This window comes from Dyella sp. CR10, assembly GCF_055814425.1.
This window is the reverse complement of the sequence record NZ_CP185986.1, coordinates 5023957-5043558: the sequence shown is the minus strand read 5'-3', so window position 1 is coordinate 5043558 and position 19602 is coordinate 5023957. Positions and strand designations below refer to the sequence as shown.

20 protein-coding genes are annotated in these 19602 nt (G+C 65.4%); 14 read left to right on the top strand and 6 right to left on the bottom strand.

Annotated elements, in window-relative coordinates:
- Positions 1-44 precede the first annotated feature (44 nt).
- The 3 genes from ACNR9O_RS22575 (at position 45) to ACNR9O_RS22565 (ending at position 3403) form a co-directional block, all read left to right on the top strand.
- Entirely contained in the window at positions 45-2027 is a 1983-nt protein-coding gene (locus ACNR9O_RS22575; RefSeq protein WP_473684495.1) for a UvrD-helicase domain-containing protein, read from the top strand.
- A gap of 87 nt (positions 2028-2114) precedes the next feature.
- Complete coding sequence (locus ACNR9O_RS22570) at positions 2115-2456, top strand: hypothetical protein (protein WP_473684497.1); 342 nt, start codon at positions 2115-2117, stop codon at positions 2454-2456.
- A gap of 38 nt (positions 2457-2494) precedes the next feature.
- Positions 2495-3403 carry a hypothetical protein gene (locus ACNR9O_RS22565; protein ID WP_473684499.1) on the top strand — a complete coding sequence of 303 codons (909 nt, stop codon included), beginning with the start codon at positions 2495-2497 and terminating at the stop codon, positions 3401-3403.
- An 82-nt stretch (positions 3404-3485) separates the two neighbouring features.
- Here ACNR9O_RS22565 and ACNR9O_RS22560 read toward each other — a convergent pair whose 3' ends face one another.
- Complete coding sequence (locus tag ACNR9O_RS22560; protein ID WP_473684501.1) at positions 3486-4517, bottom strand: AI-2E family transporter; 1032 nt, start codon at positions 4515-4517, stop codon at positions 3486-3488.
- Between the two features lie 163 nt (positions 4518-4680).
- Between ACNR9O_RS22560 and ACNR9O_RS22555 the strand changes: the two genes are divergently transcribed.
- The 4 genes from ACNR9O_RS22555 (at position 4681) to ubiE (ending at position 10383) form a co-directional block, all read left to right on the top strand.
- A complete protein-coding gene (locus tag ACNR9O_RS22555; RefSeq protein ID WP_473684503.1) occupies positions 4681-5574 on the top strand; it encodes a 5'-nucleotidase, lipoprotein e(P4) family in 894 nt (297 codons plus the stop codon).
- A 315-nt stretch (positions 5575-5889) separates the two neighbouring features.
- The gene (locus tag ACNR9O_RS22550) at positions 5890-6843 is read left to right on the top strand and encodes a hypothetical protein (protein ID WP_473684505.1); all 954 of its coding nucleotides are present in this window, start codon (positions 5890-5892) and stop codon (positions 6841-6843) included.
- Between the two features lie 60 nt (positions 6844-6903).
- Complete coding sequence (gene plsB / locus ACNR9O_RS22545; RefSeq protein ID WP_473700686.1) at positions 6904-9594, top strand: glycerol-3-phosphate 1-O-acyltransferase PlsB; 2691 nt, start codon at positions 6904-6906, stop codon at positions 9592-9594.
- A gap of 36 nt (positions 9595-9630) precedes the next feature.
- Positions 9631-10383 carry a bifunctional demethylmenaquinone methyltransferase/2-methoxy-6-polyprenyl-1,4-benzoquinol methylase UbiE gene (ubiE, locus tag ACNR9O_RS22540; protein ID WP_473684509.1) on the top strand — a complete coding sequence of 251 codons (753 nt, stop codon included), beginning with the start codon at positions 9631-9633 and terminating at the stop codon, positions 10381-10383.
- A gap of 41 nt (positions 10384-10424) precedes the next feature.
- On the opposite strand, the gene ACNR9O_RS22535 is transcribed toward ubiE, so the two are convergent.
- Entirely contained in the window at positions 10425-11447 is a 1023-nt protein-coding gene (locus tag ACNR9O_RS22535; protein ID WP_473684511.1) for a sensor domain-containing diguanylate cyclase, read from the bottom strand.
- A 537-nt stretch (positions 11448-11984) separates the two neighbouring features.
- Entirely contained in the window at positions 11985-12419 is a 435-nt protein-coding gene (locus ACNR9O_RS22530; protein WP_473684513.1) for a hypothetical protein, read from the bottom strand.
- A 191-nt stretch (positions 12420-12610) separates the two neighbouring features.
- Here ACNR9O_RS22530 and ACNR9O_RS22525 point away from each other — a divergent pair, with 191 nt between their 5' ends.
- The 3 genes from ACNR9O_RS22525 (at position 12611) to ACNR9O_RS22515 (ending at position 15127) form a co-directional block, all read left to right on the top strand.
- Complete coding sequence (locus ACNR9O_RS22525; protein WP_473684515.1) at positions 12611-13606, top strand: hypothetical protein; 996 nt, start codon at positions 12611-12613, stop codon at positions 13604-13606.
- A 209-nt stretch (positions 13607-13815) separates the two neighbouring features.
- On the top strand, positions 13816-14451 hold the full coding sequence (locus tag ACNR9O_RS22520; RefSeq protein ID WP_473684517.1) for a TMEM175 family protein: 636 nt from the start codon (positions 13816-13818) through the stop codon (positions 14449-14451).
- Between the two features lie 16 nt (positions 14452-14467).
- A complete protein-coding gene (locus ACNR9O_RS22515; RefSeq protein WP_473684519.1) occupies positions 14468-15127 on the top strand; it encodes a Pr6Pr family membrane protein in 660 nt (219 codons plus the stop codon).
- Positions 15128-15171: 44 nt separating this feature from the next.
- Here the strand turns inward: ACNR9O_RS22515 and ACNR9O_RS22510 are convergent, their stop codons facing one another.
- Complete coding sequence (locus ACNR9O_RS22510) at positions 15172-15858, bottom strand: glutathione S-transferase family protein (RefSeq protein WP_473684521.1); 687 nt, start codon at positions 15856-15858, stop codon at positions 15172-15174.
- A gap of 205 nt (positions 15859-16063) precedes the next feature.
- Here ACNR9O_RS22510 and ACNR9O_RS22505 point away from each other — a divergent pair, with 205 nt between their 5' ends.
- Both ACNR9O_RS22505 and ACNR9O_RS22500 read left to right on the top strand, forming a co-directional pair.
- Positions 16064-16240: a type II toxin-antitoxin system HicA family toxin gene (locus ACNR9O_RS22505; protein ID WP_473684523.1), complete on the top strand. Its 177-nt coding sequence runs from the start codon at positions 16064-16066 to the stop codon at positions 16238-16240.
- Between the two features lie 31 nt (positions 16241-16271).
- Positions 16272-16709, top strand: a complete 438-nt coding sequence (locus ACNR9O_RS22500; RefSeq protein WP_473684525.1) for a type II toxin-antitoxin system HicB family antitoxin — start codon at positions 16272-16274, stop codon at positions 16707-16709.
- 30 nt (positions 16710-16739) lie between these two features.
- On the opposite strand, the gene ACNR9O_RS22495 is transcribed toward ACNR9O_RS22500, so the two are convergent.
- Together ACNR9O_RS22495 and ACNR9O_RS22490 are read right to left on the bottom strand one after the other, a co-directional pair.
- On the bottom strand, positions 16740-17036 hold the full coding sequence (locus tag ACNR9O_RS22495) for a cupin domain-containing protein (protein WP_473684527.1): 297 nt from the start codon (positions 17034-17036) through the stop codon (positions 16740-16742).
- A 10-nt stretch (positions 17037-17046) separates the two neighbouring features.
- A complete protein-coding gene (locus ACNR9O_RS22490; RefSeq protein WP_473684529.1) occupies positions 17047-17976 on the bottom strand; it encodes a DMT family transporter in 930 nt (309 codons plus the stop codon).
- Between the two features lie 110 nt (positions 17977-18086).
- On the opposite strand from ACNR9O_RS22490, the gene ACNR9O_RS22485 reads away from it, so the two are divergent.
- Together ACNR9O_RS22485 and pip are read left to right on the top strand one after the other, a co-directional pair.
- Positions 18087-18593, top strand: coding sequence for an Lrp/AsnC family transcriptional regulator (locus tag ACNR9O_RS22485; RefSeq protein WP_473684531.1), 507 nt, complete (start codon positions 18087-18089; stop codon positions 18591-18593).
- A 49-nt stretch (positions 18594-18642) separates the two neighbouring features.
- Positions 18643-19599: a prolyl aminopeptidase gene (gene pip, locus ACNR9O_RS22480; RefSeq protein WP_473684533.1), complete on the top strand. Its 957-nt coding sequence runs from the start codon at positions 18643-18645 to the stop codon at positions 19597-19599.
- Positions 19600-19602 lie beyond the last annotated feature (3 nt).

Genomic DNA, 19602 nt, shown 5'->3' with positions numbered 1-19602 from the left:
CCGGTTTGGTACTATCCCGGGCCGCCTTCCGCGTGCCGCCTTCCATGCTCAACCCGCAACAATTGGCCGCAGTCGAGCACTGCGATACCCCTCTTCTCGTGCTTGCCGGCGCCGGTTCCGGCAAGACCAGCGTGATCACGCAGAAGATCGCCTATCTGATTCAGCGCCGGAAGCTGGCGCCGTCCAAAATCGCGGCCATCACCTTCACCAACAAGGCGGCGAAGGAAATGCGCGAGCGCGTGGCCAAGCTGATCAGCAGCGAAGATGCCAACGCGCTCACCGTGTGCACCTTCCACGCGCTGGGCCTGAAATTCCTGCAGATCGAGCATGCGCGCGCGGGGCTGCGCAAAGGCTTTTCGGTGCTCGATGCGGACGACAGTGAAGTGATCATCAAGGAACTGGCGCCCAAGGGCGCCAAGCCCGATGTGCTGTTCGGCATTCGCAATCTGGTCAGCCGCGCCAAAAACGCCGGCCTGTCGCCGGAAGAAGCACTCGCCGCCGCGCGCAGCCCGCGCGAGATGGACGCGGCGATGATCTACCAGCTCTACCAGGCGCGTCTCAGTGCGTTCAACGCGGTGGATTTCGACGATCTGATCCGCCTGCCGCTGCGCATCCTGGAAAGCGATGACGAATGCCGTGCCGCCTGGCGCGAACGCCTGCGCTACCTGCTGGTGGACGAGTACCAGGACACCAATGATGCGCAGTACCGCCTGCTCAAGGCGCTGGCCGGCGACCGCGGCGGTTTTACCTGCGTTGGCGATGACGACCAGTCCATCTATGCCTGGCGCGGCGCCAATCCGGAGAACATCGACCAGCTCAGCAAGGACTGGCCCAGCTTGCGCGTGATCAAGCTCGAGCAGAACTACCGCTGCGGCCGCCGCATCCTGCGCGCCGCCAACAAGCTGATCGCCAACAATCCGCATCTGCACGAAAAGAAACTGTGGAGCGAACACCCGGAAGGCGCGCCGATCCGCGTGCTGGAGTGCAAGGACAACGAGCACGAAGCCGAACGCGTCGCCGCCATCGCCACCACGCTGGCCGAGAAGCACAAGGCGCGCTGGCATGAGATGGCCATCCTCTATCGCGGCAACTTTCAGGCCCGCCCGCTGGAGAAGGCGCTGCGCCTGGCGCGCATTCCCTATCACCTCACCGGCGCACTGAGCTTCCTCGATCGCGCCGAGGTGAAGGACTTGCTCTGCTATCTGCGCCTGCTCACCAATCCCAGCGACGATGCCGCCTTCCTGCGCGTGGTGAACGTGCCCAAGCGCGAGATCGGCGCGACCACGCTGGAAAAGCTCGGCCAGATCGCGCAGACGCGCAATGCATCCCTGCTCGATGCGGCGCGCAGCGATGCGGTGCTGCGCCAGCTTTCGCCCCGCCCGGCTTCGGCGCTGGCCGGCTTCACCACGCTGATGGACGAGCTGCGCAGCGCCTCGCTGCACGAGAGCGCGGCGGACCTGGTGGAAACCGTGCTCAAGCGCACCGGCTACGCCAGCGAGATCGTCGCCAGCACCACCGACGTAGCGCTGCGCGAACGCCGCCTGGGCAATCTGCGCGAACTCGGCGACTGGTTCCGCGCCATGCAGCGCAATGACAACACCACCGGCGATCTGGCCGCGCAGCTCGCACTGCTCAGCCACGCCGACCGCGACGAGCCCGGCAATGCGCTGCGCATGATGACGCTGCATGCGGCCAAGGGCCTGGAGTTCCGCTTCGTCTTCATCGTCGGCTGCGAGGAAGGCACGCTACCGCATGACGGCGCCATGGACGAAGGCCGCGTCGACGAGGAACGTCGCCTGATGTACGTGGGCATCACCCGCGCCAAGGAGATGCTTACGCTGTCGTGGTCGTCCAAGACCAAGCGCTACGGCGAGGTACACAGCAACCAGCCCAGCCGCTTCCTGCACGAACTGCCGCAGGACGACCTGCATTGGCAGGGCAAGGATCCGGAGGCGGACAAGGAAGTGGTGCGCGAGACGGCCGAATCGCACATGGCCAAGATCGCGGCTATGCTCGCCGGGAACTGACGCGGCAGGCACCGCGACAGAGGCGCGGCGACGACGTGGAACTGCGCTACGCTTCGTTATCTACGCACCGGGGCATGGAGCTTACGCATGCGCAAATTGCTGATCGCGATTCTGGCCGTTCTGCTGGCAGCCTGCGGCAGTATCGACTCTCTTTCCAAGAACAAGCCCGTACTGTCGGCGACCAGTCGCAAGGCACCTGCGGATTACGCCAGGTGCGCGCATGCGAAATGGATTCGCGTCAACGCGCTCGTGACCATGGTGGATGAGGGGAACAGCTACAAGATCCTTCTTCCCGACATGGGTGGCGGCCTCATCTTTATGCTCGACGTGCAGCCATCTCCCAGCGGAAGCAGCATCAATCTCTACAAGCGTTCTGGCATCATCGGTCTGGTCGATTCGTTCAAGGACGCCTCCACAGCCTGCCTGTGACGGCAACGCAGAATCCCGCATCGAGGCAAGGAAGTCACATGTCCCTACCACCCTCCCGCTCCTCCAGTCTGCCCTGGCTGGCCGCGCTCACCGTGCTGGTTACCGGTATCGTGCCTTTCCTGGTCACGATCGCCATGCGGGGCGTGAACCTCGGCGGCCAGACCGCCAGCGTGGCGGTGAGCTATGCATCGCTGGTAGGCAGCCTGGTGTTCCGCACGGGCATCGCTTTCCTCATCGTGCAGGCGCATGGCGAGCGGCACGGCCGCCTGGCGTTCCGGCGCCCGCTCGCGGTGCTGGCGATCTTCGGGCTGTGCGTGCTCGGCTGGCAGGCCTTGCAGATCGCGCTGACCATGGGCCTGGCGCACATCCTGGGGGGCAGCGCGCACTTCTCGGTCATGGTCGGTGCACTGGCGGTGTTTCATCCGTTTCTCTACGCGCTGGGCACATGGGTGTCGTGGATCGTCGCCGCCGGCGCTATGGGCAAGGACGCACAGGCCATGCCGCCGGCCAGCGTCCGCTGGCGCGCCGCCGGCCTGGTTGCATGGATCCTGGCGGGTCTGCTCCTCACCCTGGGCGCACCGGTGATGCTGGTCTATGTGGCGACGTTCACGGACGGCGACTATGCCCACGCGGCTGGTGCCTGCCTGGGTGCCGTCGCGATACCGGCCGTGCTCGCTTTCCTCGGCGCATGGCTTGGATTGCCCCGCGAGCTGAGTCGCGTGGGCGGCTGGCGCGTGATCGGCGTGATGCTTGCGGCGGTGCTCAGCACCGCGCTGCTCGTCTATGGCGCTTATCTCGGCGCCCTGCGCGGCCTTTCGGGGGACCTCGCGTCCCAGTCGCCCCTGGCGATCGGCCTGGCCGTGTTCGCCCTGGCGGCGTGCTTCGGCATGTTCTGCCTGTGGGCGTGGATCGTATATGTGGCGACGAGGCGCCAGAGCGCGTTCTGATCGCCGGCGCCATCCTCCGCGCATGCGGTGGACGTGCGCATGCGATGCGCCACTGCGCATGGCCTGTTGACGTACCGCCGGCTCAGATCAGCCGCTCCGCCTCCAGCTCGCTCTTCAGGTACGCGTAGTAGATCGGCGCCGCCACCAGCCCCGGCAAACCGAACGCGGCTTCGACCAGCAACATCGCCACCAGCAATTCCCACGCGCGAGCGCGGATCTGCGTGCCGACGATGCGCGCGTTGAGGAAATACTCGAGCTTGTGGATCAGGATCAGGAAACCCAGCGCCGCTACACCCACACCCAGCGATACCGACAGGCCCGCGATGGTGATGGCGGTATTGGAGATGAGATTGCCGATCACCGGCAGCAAGCCGACGATGAAGGTGATCACCACCAGCGTCTTGGCCAGCGGAATGTGGATGCCCATCAGCGGCAGCGCGCCGAGCAGGAATACCGCGGTGGCGACCGTGTTGATCAGCGAGATCTTGATCTGCGCGAACACGATGTTGTGGAACGCCTCGGCCAGGCGCTGGCAGCGCAGGCTGAGCGCGGAGGCGAGCGGGCCCATCTGGTGGGCAGGGCGCGTGCGGCTCAATGCCACGATGGCACCCAGTACCATGCCGATGATGATGTGCACCAGCACGCGCGCGGTTTCCTTGCCCAGCGACTGCAGGCTCACCGAGTGCTTGCGGGTCAGCTCCAGCGCCATGACGCGCAGCTCGTCCACGCTGTCCGGCAACCAGCCGACCACCGCGGGAGGCAGCTGCTGGCGCGCCTTCTCCACCAGCGGCATCAGCTGCTGCTGCCACAGCAGCTCGGGATTGCCCAGTTCGTTGCGGAAGAAGCTCAGCGCGCCGAGGATCAGCAGCGTCAGCAAGCCCACCACGATCACCGCCAGCAAGGCCACTACCAGCACGCGCGCACGGTCGCCGGGCACGCGCTTGCCCAGCAGGGGCGCCGTCGCCTGCACGATCTCGTAGACCAGCAGCCCGGCGAACAGCGCCGGCAACAGATGCAGCAGCAGCACCAGCAGCAGCGCCAGGCCCGCGAACACGTAGCTGGTTATGCGAACCGGCAGGCTGGGCTGGCGGGGTTGGGGCAGGCTCGTTTCCATGAAGAGGGGGTGCAGTCCGGGGAAGCCGCAGTCTGTCAGCAGCCCAGGGCACCCGCCACCCCCGGAGGTTCGAACCGTGCAGGGGGTTCAGCAGAGCAGGCCGGAAACCCGGCTGTCGTACACTGAGACGATGCCGTTCGTCTGCTTATCTACAGGGATCCCCATGCGTACACGCCCGACGGCGATCTTCGCCGCCCTCGTCCTGCTCGCCGGCTGCTCGGCGCACAACCCCGCCAAGCCCAAGGCCGAAACGCCCGCCACGGCTGCGGCCGAAGCGGCCAGGCCCGCCGCCGACGACAATCTCAACGCGGTGGCGTGGACCCAGACGGCGATCGAGCACGACCTTATCTATCTGCAGACCTACCGCGACGCCCAGGCCCGTCTGCCCGCCGCGCTGAAGGACAAGAACTGGGACGCGCTGACCAAGGAAGACCGCGTCGCGGCGCTCAAGGGCCTCAAGCCCGCCATCGTGCTCGACATCGACGAAACCGTGCTGGACAACTCGCCCTACCAGGCGCGCCTGGTGAAGAGCGGCGGCGAGTTCAACGAAGCCGACTGGGCCGCCTGGTGCAAGGAGCAGAAGGCCCGCGCCCTGCCCGGCGTGGTCGAGTTCACCCAGTTCGCCGCCAGGCACGGCGTGGCCGTCATCTATATCTCCAACCGCGCCAAGGATCTGGACGAGGCGACCCTGGGCAATCTGCGCAAGGCCGGCCTGCCGGTATCCGGCCCGGACGCCTTCCTGGGATTGGGCACCTTCGTGCAGGACTGTGAGCAGGTGGGTACCGAGAAGGGCTGCCGGCGCCAGCTGGTGAGCAGGAAATATCGCGTCTTGATGCAATTTGGCGACCAGATCGGCGATTTTGCGACCGTATTGGCCAATAACGCCGATGGCCGCCGCAAGGCCGTCGAGCCCTACATGGGCTGGATCGGTACCCGCTGGTTCGTACTGCCCAACCCCACCTACGGCTCGTGGGAACCGGCCCTGTTCGATAACGACTGGAGCGCGCCTCGCGACGAGCGGCATCGCTTGAAAGTCAATGCCTTGCGCGCTGATTGACGCAGAGCGATCACGAAGAATCAATGAGTTAGAGAATCAAGCGCAGGTATTGCCTTAGCTTTCAGGGTGCGGTTAAGATCGCTCCGCCGAACCTGCTGACCTAAACATTTCTGCGGGCAAGGCCATTTCCCTTCCGGCTCTGCCGGATTACCCCGCGAGGCCCAACGCCCGCGGGGTTTTCTTTTTGTGGCGCAGGTGGAGATCCGGCCAACCGGCCCTTGTCTCCCTTCGGCGGGCACCCTTACGCTCCGGCCCGCTTACCGTGCACGCCCTTCCGCCTGGCCGTCTGGCGCTCCACCCCGCGAGATCCGTCCGATGCGTTTCCGTCGCCTCCGCCTTCTCCTGCCCGGCCTGCTCGTGGCGGTCGCGCTCGCGGCCTGCCACGACAAGGAGCAGGCGCCGCCGCCCGAGCTGTCCGGGGGCGCGACGCCGGAAGCGGCGATACAGGATCAGGTGAAGTACCTCCAGGCCGCCGACTTCGCCGGCCTCTGGAAGCACGCCCTGCCGCCGGCCGACTACGCCACCCTGCGCGCCGACTGGCCGCGCCAGCACGGCACCGGCGAGACGCCCAGCGCCCAGGACCGTGCCGACTTCGACGCCAAGCTCAAGGAGTTCACCGAGCCCGGCGCCGAAGACAAGCTCTATGCCGAGGCCAGGCCCAAGCTGGCACGGCTGCAACAGCAGTACAGCGACCAGCTGCCGGTGATGATCGGCATCATGCAAGGCATCGCACGCACCGCCATCGATCAGACCCACGGCATGACGGCCGCGCAGAAACGGCAGACCAACGATGTGCTCGACGTGATCGTGCCCTGGGCGCAGCAGGTGAACTGGTTCGACCAGGCCAAGGCGAAACAGGCGATCGGCCTGCTGGTCGCTACCGCCCGCAAGCTCGATCTGAAGGATGCCGAGCATCTGCATGCGATGGATTTCGATACCGCCATGCAGAAATACCGCGTCGGCTTCCTCGGCGCGAAAGACGTGCTCGCGCTCTATGGCCTGTCGGTGGACCAGATGCTCGCCTCGGCGAAGATCACTCCACTGGAAAACGTCAACGGACATGCGCGGGTGAAGGTCGACTACACCCTGCTCGGCAAGCCCCTCAGCACCGAGGCCACGCTGGTGCAGGAGAACGGCCGCTGGTACAGCGAGGACTTGTTGCACAACGTGCGCGATGCGCATGCGCGCCTCGACGCACCCGCTGTCGCCGCCAGCACGCCCGCCCCTGCAAGCAGCACACCCGCCGGGCCAGCGCCAGCCAAGCGTTAAGAGCTTGTTGGTCCACGCCCGCCTACCGGAACAGGCGGGCTCACCAAGTACAATGCACGGATGCTCAATATGTCGACCGCGGAATCCACCGCCCGCAGCCGCGCCCCCTGGTGGTTCAACCTGGCCGGGCATCTGCTCGAACCCTGGGTGCGCCTGCGGCGCGACCCGGCCGAACCCGCGACCCTGCTCAAGCCGGGCGTGCCCGTGTGCTACGTGGTGGAGCGCGATGGCTTCTCCGATGCGCTGATCCTGGACCGCGCCTGCCGCGAAGCCGGCCTGCCCAACCCGATGCAGCCGCTGCAGGGCACGCGCCGCAAGCGTTCGATGTTCGCGCTGGTGCGCCGCGACGGCTGGCTGTTCGGCCGCAACCGCCACCGCGCGCCCAACGAAACCCTGGGCCAGCTGGTGCGCACGCTGGAGGCGGATCCGGAGCGCGACATCCAGATCGTGCCGGTATCCATCTACGTCGGCCGCGCGCCCAATCGCGAGTCAGGCTGGTTCAGCGTGCTGTTCTCCGAGAACTGGGTGATGGTCGGCCGCTTCCGCCGCCTGCTCGCCATGCTGCTCAACGGTCGCGACACGGTGGTGCATTTCTCCAACCCCGTCTCGCTGCGCGAAGTGATGACCGAGGCCGGCGAGATCGCCCAGCCGGAGCGTTTCGCGCGCAAGATCGCCCGCGTACTGCGTACGCATTTCCGCCGCATCCGCGCGGCAGTCATCGGACCCGATCTCTCGCATCGCCGCACCGTGGTCGATTCGGTGCTCAACGCCCAGCCCGTGCGCGAAGCCATCGCCGCCACCGCTGCGCGCGAGAACATCAGCCAGGCCAAGGCCTGGCGCAAGGCGCAGGACATGGCGATGGAAGTCGCCGCCGACTACTCGCACCCCGTGGTGCGCTCGGTCTCTTTCCTGCTGTCCAACTTCTGGAACAAGCTGTACGACGGCATCGCCATGCATCACTTCGACAAGGTCCGCGCCGCCGCGCCGGGCCACGAAGTGGTGTACGTGCCCTGCCATCGCAGCCATACCGACTACCTGCTGCTGAGCTATCAGCTGCACCAGTCCGGCGTGGTGGTGCCGCACATCGCCGCCGGCGTGAACCTCAACCTGCCGGTAATCGGCCCGCTGCTGCGCCGCGGCGGCGCGTTCTTCCTGCGCCGCAGCTTCAAGGGCAACGCGCTGTACTCGGTGGTGTTCAACGAGTACCTCGCGCAGCTGATCGACCGCGGCGTGCCGATCGAATACTTCATCGAAGGCGGCCGCTCCCGCACCGGCCGCCTGCTGGCGCCCCGCGCCGGCATGCTGGTGATGACGGTGCGCGCCTTCTTGCGCGCGCCGCGCCGCCCGGTGCTGTTCCAGCCGGTGTACATCGGCTACGAGAAGCTGATGGAAGGCAAGAGCTACGTCGGCGAGCTCTCCGGCAAGCCCAAGGAAAAGGAATCGCTGCTCGGCCTGCTGCGCGGCCTGAAGGTGCTGCGCCAGCGCTACGGCCACGTCGCGCTCAACTTCGGCGAGCCGATCGAGCTCAACCCGCTGCTCGATGCCGCCAGCCCCGACTGGCGTGCCGCCAGTGCCGATCCGGATGCCAAACCGGAGTGGCTCAACGGCGTGATCGACCAGCTGGCCGACAAGATCCAGATCAACATCAACCGCGCCGCCGACGTCAATCCGATCAACCTGCTCGCACTGGCCCTCCTGGCCACACCCAAGCATGCGATGGCGGAGAACGACTTGCTCGCGCAGCTTGAGCTGATGAAGGCGCTGCTCGAAGAGCTGCCCTACTCCGACCGCATGACCCTCACCCCGATGGATCCGGCCGGCATCATCGCCTACGGCGAGCAGATGGGCTGGATCCGCCGCGTGCGTCATCCGCTGGGCGACGTGCTGACGACCGAGGGCGAGCAGGCGGTGTTGCTGAGCTATTTCCGCAACAACGTGCTGCACCTGATGGCGACCGCCGCCTGGGTGGCCTGCTGTTTCCTCAACAATCGCCGCATGACGCGCGCCTCGGTGCTGCGTTTGGGCCGCGTGATCTATCCCTTCATCCAGGGCGAGCTGTTCCTGCCGTGGGATGAGGACGGCTTCGCCCAGCAGATGCAGGCCACCATCGATTTCTTCGTACGCCGCGGCCTGCTGGAAGCCACCGGCGAAGGACGCGTGCTGGAGCGCGGTCCCGGCCAGGACGATGCCGCCCACCAGCTGCGCGTCATCGCGCGTAGCCTGATCCAGGCCTTCGAGCGCTACTACATCACCATCGCCGCGCTGGTGAAGAATGGTCCGCACGTGCTTACCCCCGCCGAGCTGGAGAACGCCTGCACGCTCACCGCGCAGCGCCTGGCGCTGCTCAACGAGCTGTCCGCGCCGGAGTTCTTCGACAAGGCCCTGTTCCGCGGCTTCATCCAGAAGCTGCGCGAGAGCCGCATCATCTGGACCGATGCGGACGGCAAGCTCGATTACAACGCCGCGCTGGAAGTCATGGTGCGCGACGCGCGCGTGATCCTCGCTCGCGAAGTTCGCCACTCGATCCTCAAGATCACGCCCGGCGGCGACAACGACAAGGACGCCGGCGAGAAGGACATTGCGGCTGAAGTCGCCGCCGTGCCGCCGCCGGCCACCGCGCCGGTACCGGACGACGCCTCCGCCGAAGATCTGCACCGCCGCCACGTCGAGGCCGAACACCACGCGCACGATCGCGAAGCCATCCGCCCGGTCGCGACTGAGGCGAGCGACGAACCGCCGCCGCGCGCCTGAGCGCAACCATCTGACCCCTTACGGTAACCACACCTCATGAGCGATCCGCAGCAGACCACCCATTTCGGCTTCCGCGACGTGCCCGTCGGCGACAAGCAGAAGCTCGTCGGCCGCGTGTTCACCTCGGTCGCCAGCAGCTACGACCTGATGAACGACCTGATGTCGTTCGGCGTCCATCGCCTGTGGAAGCGCCACTTCGTCGCCATCAGCGGCGTGCGCAAGGGTGACCGCGTGCTGGACCTGGCCGGCGGCACCGGCGACATCGCCGCACTGCTCAAGCCGGTCGTCGGCGCGGAAGGCGAAGTGGTGGTGGGCGACATCAACGCCGCCATGCTCAACGTCGGCCGCGACCGCCTCACCGACCGCGGCCTGGTCGGCGGCCTGCGCTGGGCGCAACTCAACGCCGAATGCCTGCCCTTCCCCGACAACAGCTTCGACGCGGTGACCATGGCCTTCGGCCTGCGCAACGTCACCGACAAGGACAAGGCCCTGGCCGACATCTGCCGTGTGCTCAAGCCCGGCGGCCGCGCACTGGTGCTGGAGTTCTCCAAGGTGCAGAGCGAGCTGTTCGGCAAGCTGTACGACTTCCACTCCTTCAAGGTGCTGCCCAAGCTCGGCCAGCTGTTCGCCGGCGACGCCGACAGCTACCAGTACCTGGCCGAATCGATCCGCAAGCATCCCGACCAGGAAACGCTGAAGGGCATGATGGAGCGCGCCGGTTTCGGCAAGGTGGAGGTGCGCAACCTCACCAACGGCATCGTGGCGATCCACAAGGCGTACAAGCTCTAAGGCACGCCGCAGGTTGAGGTGAGCGAACCCAACCTACAGAACTACAGCACGGTTTCCTTGCGCAGACGCTTGTCCGCGTACATCGCCGCATCCGCCTTTGCCAGCAAGGCCTCCGCATCGCGCGCATCCGGCGAGGCCATGACCATGCCGATGCTGGGGCCGGCGTAATCGATCGCCGCGCCGGCCAGGCCGAAATGGCCGGTCGTCGCTGACCGCAATCGCGCGCGCAACGCTACGCCTGCGGCCTCGGCGTCACCCTCGTGCGGGATGTGTGACAGCACCACGAACTCATCGCCACCTAGCCGCGCCACGAAATCCCCCGCACGCAGCGCACCCTGCAAGCGCCCGCCGATCGCCGCCAGGAACTGATCGCCGACCTCGTGACCATGCCCGTCGTTGATCGCCTTGAAGCGATCCAGATCCACGAAGACCACCGCCAGCGCACCGCCTTCCCGTTCGAGCAACGCCAACCGCCGCCGCATCTCCTCCATCAGCGCACGCCGATTGGGAAGATGCGTCGTGGCATCGGTCAGCGCACTCACCGCCAGCGAATCGTTCGCTTGGCGCAAGGCCAGCATCAGTCGCTCGCGCTCGATCTGCTGGCCGATCAGCCGCGAGAACATGTGCAGGATCTTCTCCGCGCCATCGGCCAGCGGCTTGCGTTCGTCGCTGGCGGCGCACAGCGTGCCGTACAGCATGCCATCCTCGATGCGCACCGGCGTGCTCGCATAGGTGGCGATGCCCAGCGCGCGCGCCGCTTCCGAATCGGCCCAGCAGTTGGCGACGTCGTCGGTGTACAGGCGCCCTTCTTCCAGGGCGCGCTTGCACAGCGTGCCTTCCCAGGGCACTTCCAGCCCCTCGGGAATCTGCAACTTGCGCGTGTTGCGCGCATATACCACGTACTGGAAACCGGCCGCGGTGTCGATTCGCGTGAGATAGGTCGACTCCAACCCGGTCACGGCCTGCAGCAACTCCAGCAGCGGACGGACCAGCTCTTCCAGCGAATGCGCGCCGTTGACGGAATCCGCGAGCAGATCGACGAAAGCAGAAGAAACGAAACCCATAGGCAAGGCAGCGTCACGGCGATGGCATCCCATCGCAAGATATTTCAGTAGCGGGGAAGGAGTCGCATCGACCATAGAACGCGACGCCGCGCTCCGCAACGTCGGCAAGCGCGATGCAGCTCACATCGGTGCTTGCCGGCGTCCTGCGCAAGCACGACGACGGCTTAGCGATGCCCCCCACAACCCGACGTTTATCGACATGAGCACGCGATGCGCGGCGCAGGCGCATGTGCGGGTGGACGTGAGGAATTTCAGGCCCAAGAAGCGTCGGGGGCAGTTGGGGCGCGCACCCAAACTAGCGAGACATGGCGATTCGAATCGCTGCATCAGCAGCCTGGAACAATGACAAGACCAGGCTCGCGTGGCTTTCTTGCAGATAGTTCTGGCCTTTTGTTCTTAGCTTCATGCCCGCTCAAAGCCTCACACCTCGAGCGGCCGGTAGATACACAAGATGCCTCCCAAGGTGCATCCATATCCGCTCGACCCTGCTTCACGATGCGATGCGCTGATGGCAGCGTCCACCATCCCAGCTCGCCATCACTTCCCCATTCCCAAATCGCGAAACGCAAAATTCATATCGCCTTCCATCGTGAAGCACATGCACCAATCGAGATCACGGCCCAGAAAGTAGTGATGCTGAGGTACGTCAAAGATCGCACCCAAAAGCCGATCGAATTTCTCGATCGGCCCATGCAAAGAGAAGTCGGTCAGACCATCCCCAACGTAAGTGATGTCGCCTTCCAAACGAAACCTCAAGATCACGTTATGGAAAAATTCTTCAAACCTCTGCGGATGGCGATGGAGGTTCGATGCCCTGTCTTCGAAGCAGCTCGCCAAACGACGCCAATCTATCTTGGCCCCGTACAACGGATAACACTCAGAAATACGTGAAAACACCGAAGGTGCACCATTCCTGACGCGAGCTATTGCGTCATCCATGCTCTCTGCAATGACATTTTCGTAGTAGTTCATACGCGGCAAATAAGAGGGCTCGCCTCTCCCTTTTGTATTTTGAACCCCGTCTCTGGCCCGACCCACCACCAAGATATGGAGTCAGATTCACTTTAGCTTCTGCGAAAAGCCAGCTCGCCTCTATTTCCCCAAGCCTCTCGAGCTTCGTTTAGACTCGTTTGACGGAACCATCTAGTTGGACAAGGACGACCATGAAACGCGTTCAAAGCATTGCCGCACTAGGCTTCCTGGCACTCGCCGCTACACCAGACATCTCTCGCGCCGATGATTCGGAAACCATCTATCTATCCCAATGTGACGGGTGCACGGCGCAGCAGGCCAGGCAGAAGATCCTTGATGAGAATGATGTAGGCCTCGCACAAAGCTGGTTCTCCATCGACGGCGCCAACAAGACCGTTCAGGCATTTCGCGTCGACGCCCTCCCGAAGCATCCCGGCAACCCCACGCCCTCGCAAAGCCAGGGCGCGCACGACTTTTATCTGACATCCATTGCCAATGATGGTCGAGTAGACAGCCTGACGCAGCCACTCATCGCGTTTTACAACATGACGCCGGCGGGATGGGAAAAAGCGATCGGGCCAGGTGCGGATGCGTCGTCCGAAAAGACCCTTGGGGTCACCGGATTCAAAGCGGATCGCCCCGCTCTTGCGGCATATCCCGATCCCGCTGTGACCGCGTGGCATGCCGTGGATGCGGGTTCAACGACGCATAACGCCGTGGTCGATTACGTCAACGACAGCCCAGTCGCCGATATCCGCAGCATGCGCGCGCAGCTCGGCGATGCGTTCGGCGCCAAGGCGCAGATCGAACGCCACGGCGACATCGTAGCCTTCGCTCCGAGCTTCCGAGTCGACCTGCGTGTGGCGGTCCCGTTCGCCGACGGCAGCAGGCTGAGCCTGGAGTACGGCGAGAAGGGCTGGAGCACCGACCCGCGCTTCGGAAACACCAGGGATTCCAATGGCAACTCGATCCCGGTCACCGCCGATCAGATTGCGGCGCCCCATGGCATCCACGTTTATGACTTCCGACCGAAATCGTGGCCGACCAATGCCAACGACCCGCTTTACTTCGCCCGCCGGGTGGGTGCGTTGAGCCGCGGCACGGCCGTGGTTGCGTCTTCGCCCGTACTGGGATGCACGAGCATTGGCGGCAAGCCGGTGAACTGCCAGAAGTTCCTGATCCCTTGAGACCGACCGGGCTTCGGCCGGTCCTGTGACGACCCGGTCCATGGAATGGCAGCCGCGCCAGTCGCCATGCGTTCGCCCGGGCCACCTGCCAACAAATTCTTGCGATCGGTCGCCGCGATCTCCAAAGTGAGGTCACTTTGCCGCCGCCCCTGGACCGCCCCGGCCTCGTCCAGCAGCATGCCGCGGCTCACCAGGGGGAACCGCAACACATGAGCAAAAACACCTCGCAACTCGAACGCCTCACCTTCTTCTCCGACGCCGTCTTCGCCATCGCGATCACCCTGCTGATCATCGAGGTGCACGTACCCCACGTGAGCAGCGGCGACGATGCGGCGTACTGGCAGGCACTGGCCGAGCTGCGGCCGAGCATCTTCGGTTTCATGCTGAGCTTCCTGGTGATCGGCGCCTTGTGGATGGCGCATCACCGCGTGTTCGGCATGCTGGCCGATTACAGCCAGAAGATGATGTGGCCGAACATGTTTTTGCTGATGGTGGTGGCGTTCATGCCGTTCGTCACGGCGCTGATGAGCGCGCATCCGCTGGCCCGCGTGCCGGAGTTGTTCTACTCCGGAACACTGCTGCTGGCAGGTCTCCTGCAGCATTGGCTGTTTACCCTCGCCTTGCAGACGCCGTACCTGCGCACTGACGTACCGCCGGAAGAAGTGGAGGCCGCTCGCTGGCGCTCCTGGGGCATGCCGAGCGCGGCAGCCCTGTCGCTGCTCGCCGCATGGTTCGTGCCGGGCTGGAACAATTTCCTGCTGATCGGCATCCCTGTCCTGGTGCGGTTGTATGCTGCGGCAGGCCGGCGCCACGCACTGCGCGCGCAGGTGGCGGCCGGCGCCTGATTCGCCAGGAGTCCGCATGCCTGCACGCTTTCGCCTGTTCGCCACCGCAGCCGCCGCTTTCGGCTGGTTCGCGCTCGTATTGCAGCTGCTGCAGTCGATCGAACTGGCGCAGGCGAAAGGAGATGGGGCGCTGGCGGGCGTGTGGATCTATCTCGGCTTCTACACCATCCTCACCAATATTCTGGTGGCGCTGGCGCTTACTGCCGGCGCCGTCGGACCGCGCGGTCGCATCACGCGTTTCTTTCATCGGCCCGGCACCTGCACGGCGGCTGCGATGAGCATCGTGGTCGTCGGTGTGATCTACAACGTCATGCTGCGCCAGCTGTGGCATCCGCAGGGTTGGCAGCTGTTCGCCGATGTGGCGCTGCACGACGTGATGCCGGTGGCGTTCCTGCTCTACTGGTGGTTCGCGGTGCCGAAGGCGATGCTGCAATGGCGGCAGATTCCGGCATGGCTGGGCTACCCCGCGGCGTATTTCGCCTATGCGCTGACGCGCGGCGCGATGAACGGCTGGTACCCCTACCCGTTCCTGGACGTGAAGGCGCTCGGTTATGCCGCCGTCGTGGGCGATGCGTTGCTGGTGCTGCTGTTCTTCATCGCGGTGGCGCTGGTACTAATGGGATTGGCGCGCTGGCAGGCGCGCCGCGCGCTGCAGACAGCCACGCAATTGGCCTGACGCTTTGCGACAACCGGCGCGCATCGCCGTCGAGTCATCCGATCTCAGGCGGGCACGCGCATGTCTTCCAGCCACTCGCCGGCGAGGTGGGTGTGATCCTCGTGATCGGTATCGCGCCAAGGCTCGCGCAGCGCTTCGGCATACCAGCGCTGGCAGGAAGGTAGTTCGCGCAATCGCTGCGCATACGCGGCGCAGGTGGGTCGCACGGTCAGGCCGTAGGTCTGGATCCGGTATGCCACCGGCGCATAGAACGCATCCACGGCGGTGAAGCGCGCACCCGCCAGGAATGGACCGCCGAAGCGCTCCAGGCCTTCCGTCCACAGTTCGTCCAGGCGCGCCAGATCCGTCTTCAACGCTTCCGGCTGGTGGAACAGGCGCACGCGAATGCCGCAACTCATCGAAGCGTACTCGCGCAACGCGCCGAAGCCCGCGTGCATCTCCGCCGCCGCGCAGCGTGCCCAGGCGCGAGCGGCGGCATCATCGGGCCACACGCCGGGATGCCGTTCGGCGAGGTATTCGACGATGCCCAGCGAATCCCACACCACCGTGTCGCCGTCGTGCAGGCACGGCACTTTGCCATTGGGCGCGAAGCGACGGAAGTTCGCCCAGTTGTGGTTGCCCTCGAAGCGCACCAGCACTTCCTCGAAGGGCACGCCCAACTCATGCAGCAGCACCCACGTCCGCATGGACCAGGACGAGTAGTTCTTGTTGGCGATGTAGAGGGTGTACATGCCGAGCCTCTCCCGTGCGGCGTGAGTGCAGGCCCCAAGGGTAAGCCGGCCCGGCATCGATTGGCAGTCATGCAATGACGTGCCGTAGTCCCTTCCCTGCATAGCGCTCGGGGTCACCCGATTCACCTCGGCGGCCTGGCCTGATTTTTCGCTCGGGTGAATACAACAAAAATGTTGTAACTTAGTTGATATGGCGGGAACGCCGATGAAGTACAGCGAGTTCATCCGCTGGCTCAGGGCCAAGGGCGTGACGTTCGAGCGTCAACGGGGAAGCCACCTGTTTGCGCGGCATCGCGGCAGAACGTCCGTCGTTCCCAGCCACGGCTCCAAGGAGATGCCGGAGCCATTGCGAAGAAAGATCATGAAGGACCTCGGCCTTTGATTCCGCCGGAGCGCATGCCCAGGAGCCAGCCATGCAGTACGCCATCAAACTCACCGTTGCCGATGGTGCCTATACAGCCACCTGCCGCGATCTGCCGACATTCAACAGCGTCGGCGAGACGCCGGCGGAGGCGTTGCGCGAATCGATCGACGCGCTGGCGCTCGCGTTGCAAGGCTGCATCGACGACCGTCGATCGATTCCGGAGCCTTCCATGAAAAAGAGAGGCGAGCACTGGGTAGCCTTGCCGGCGCTCGATGTCGCAAAGATCGGTCTGTATGAAGCCATGCGCGCCAAAGGCATGCGCAAATCCGAACTGGCCCGCCTGCTCGGCGTGCACGCGCCGCAGGTCGACCGCCTGCTGAGCCTTGCTCATAAATCCAAGCTGGAACAAGTCGAAGAAGCCTTGGCGCGGCTCGGTTATCGGATGGAGGTCTGCATCACGCCCGTCGACACGCGCCGGGTGGCCTGAAGACTCGTGCAAGGCACGCCTGATCTCACATCAGGTATCGAGAATCACCAACGTCCCGCGGCTCCCCGCCGCCACCGCATGCGGCACGCCGGCAGGCACCACGTACAGCTCGCCTGCGCCGACGCGCACGATCGCGCCATCGATCTCCAGCAGCATCTCGCCTTCCACCACCAGCAGGCCTTCCGGATAGTCGTGGCATTCGTCCGGATACGCGGACGCGTCCATGCGCAGCACCTTCAGGTTGGCGCCGCCGAAGCGGGCCAGCACCTGCGATGTCCACGCCTGCGGCAGGGCACCGGCCGTGTCGGTCAATGCGATCAGCGACATCGTTGCCTCATCAGCTTTGCTTGACCGCCGCCGTCGCCATCGCCGCGGAAGTCACCTTGTCGGCCGGACGCCTGCGCGCGTTGGCCAGGATCACACCGCCCACGGTGATCGCACCGCCCACCACCGTCAACAGCGTCGGCCGTTCGCCCAGCCACACCCAGCCGATCAGCACCGCGATCGGCGGCGAGAAGTAGATGAAGCTGCTCACCTGCGAGGCGGAGGCGCGCTGCAGCGCGGCGTTCCACGCGATGTAGCCGATGAAGGTGGGCGCGATGCCCAGCCACAGCAGCGAGCCGATGGTGCCTGCCGATGCATGCATCAGCGCCTGCGGCAGCCCAAGGCCGAACGGCAGCGCGCCGAGTGTGCCGGCGAAGAAGGTGAAGCCCGTGACACCGAGCAGGCTGTTGCGCGCGAACAGCGGCTTCTGGCCAACGAAGAACACCGCCGAACACAGCACGCTGACCAGCACCAGCGCGGCCATCGGTTCGAACTTCACGCCCTTGCCGCTGGCCAGCACCACCATCACCACGCCGAACAATGCGATGCCCAGCCCGGTCAGGGTGCGCACCGACAGACGCTCGCGCAGCCAGATCGCGGACAGTGCCGCGGTAGCGGCCGGCACCAGCGAGATGATGATCGCCGCGGTACCGCTGGCGACTCGGGTCTCGGCCACGTTGAGGCACAGGTGATAGCCGGTCAGGCCGATCACGCCGAGCACCGCCAGCTGCGGCCAGTCCTTGCGCGCCGGCAGCGGCACACGCTTGAACAGCAGCAGCAGAGCGAAGCACAGCGAGCCGATGGCCAGACGCGCAAACGCCACTTCGCCCGGGGTGAACGAGCCCAGTGCATGAGCGATCGCGGCGTAGGCCGAGGACCAGGTGAGCAGGGCGATGCCGATATAGGCGAGGGCACGCCCGTCGAGACGTTCCGGGGAGCTCATGGGGGAGATTCCTGGGAGGAAACAGGTGGAAATCGTAGATCGGACCATTCCGCCCCGGAATGATGAATCAGCGTACGATAGGCATGTTTCGCCAACGATCGAATCATCCAATGAACGCTCTCACCTTCGAATCGAAACCCTCCTGGGACACCAAGGATTGGCAGATCCTGGAGGCCCTCCAGGAAGACGCCCGCCTGGGCTACGCCGAGCTCGGCCGCAAGGTGCGACTGTCCGCGCCGGCCGTCGCCGAGCGGGTCAAGCGCCTGGAAGAGGCCGGCGTGATCACCGGCTACCGTGCCCAGGTCGACCCGCGCCGCCTGGGCTACGACATCGAGGCGATGATCCGCCTGCGCTGCGATGGCGGCACCTGCGCGCGCGTGGGCGCGCTGGTCGCAGGCATCCCCGAAGTGCTGGATTGCCGTCGCCTGGCCGGCGAGGACTCCGCCCTGCTGCGCGTGGTGGCGATGTCCGTGCCGCACCTGGAAAACGTGCTGGACCGCCTGCTGAAAATCCATTCGAGCATCAACACCACCACGCTGGTGGTCTTGCAGACCTCGCACGCCAATCGCCCGGTCACGCAGGCCATGCGCAACGCGGCGGTCGCCGCGCTGGGCTGAGCGCTCGCCTTGCGGGTTATGCTCGCGCCCTTGCCGAGGAGTCCATCGCATGCGCGAGCTGTATCCCGAGATCGAGCCGTACAAGACCCAGCGCATCCAGGTCGATGCGCTGCATAACCTGCATGTGGAAGAGTGCGGCAACCCCGATGGGCTGCCGGTGATCTTCCTGCATGGCGGACCGGGTGCGGGCGTGTCGCCGTACCACCGCCGCTTCTTCGATCCGAAGCGCTATCGCATCGTGCTGTTCGACCAGCGCGGTGCCGGCCGCTCCACGCCATTCGCCGAACTGCGCGACAACACGACCTGGCATCTCGTGCAGGACATCGAAACCATTCGCGAAGCGCTGGGCATCGAGCGCTGGGTAGTGTTCGGCGGATCGTGGGGCTCGACGCTGGCGCTGGCCTATGCGCAGGCCCACCCGGAGCGCGCGCTGGGCCTGGTGCTGCGCGGCATCTGGCTGGTCCGCGACGAGGAGCTGCGCTGGTTCAACGAACTCGGCGGCGGCGCGTCTTACATTCGCCCGGCCGAATGGAACCGCTATCTCGCGCACATTCCCGAGCCCGAGCGCGGCGACATGGTGGAAGCCTACTGGCGTCGCCTCGACGATGCCGATCCGCAGGTGCGCCTCGCCGCCGCACTGGCGTGGGACGCCTGGGAAAGCAGCTGCATCGCGCTGGCGGACACGCCATACGATCCGGCCGACGCCGGCACGCAGGAATCGGCCATCAGCAAGGCGCGCGCCGAAGTGCACTACTTCCGCCACGGCGCTTTCCTCGAACCGGACCAGCTGCTGCGCGACGTGGAGAAAATCCGCCGCATCCCCGCCACCATCGTGCATGGCCGCTACGACCTGATCTGCCCGGTGAAAAACGCCTATGACCTCGCCGCCGCATGGCCGGAGGCGGATTTCCACGTGGTGACGGCGGGGCACGCGGCAGACGAACCGGCGATCGTGGATGTGCTGGTCACGGCGACGGATCGGCTGGCGGATCGGTATGCGGCCTGAGAC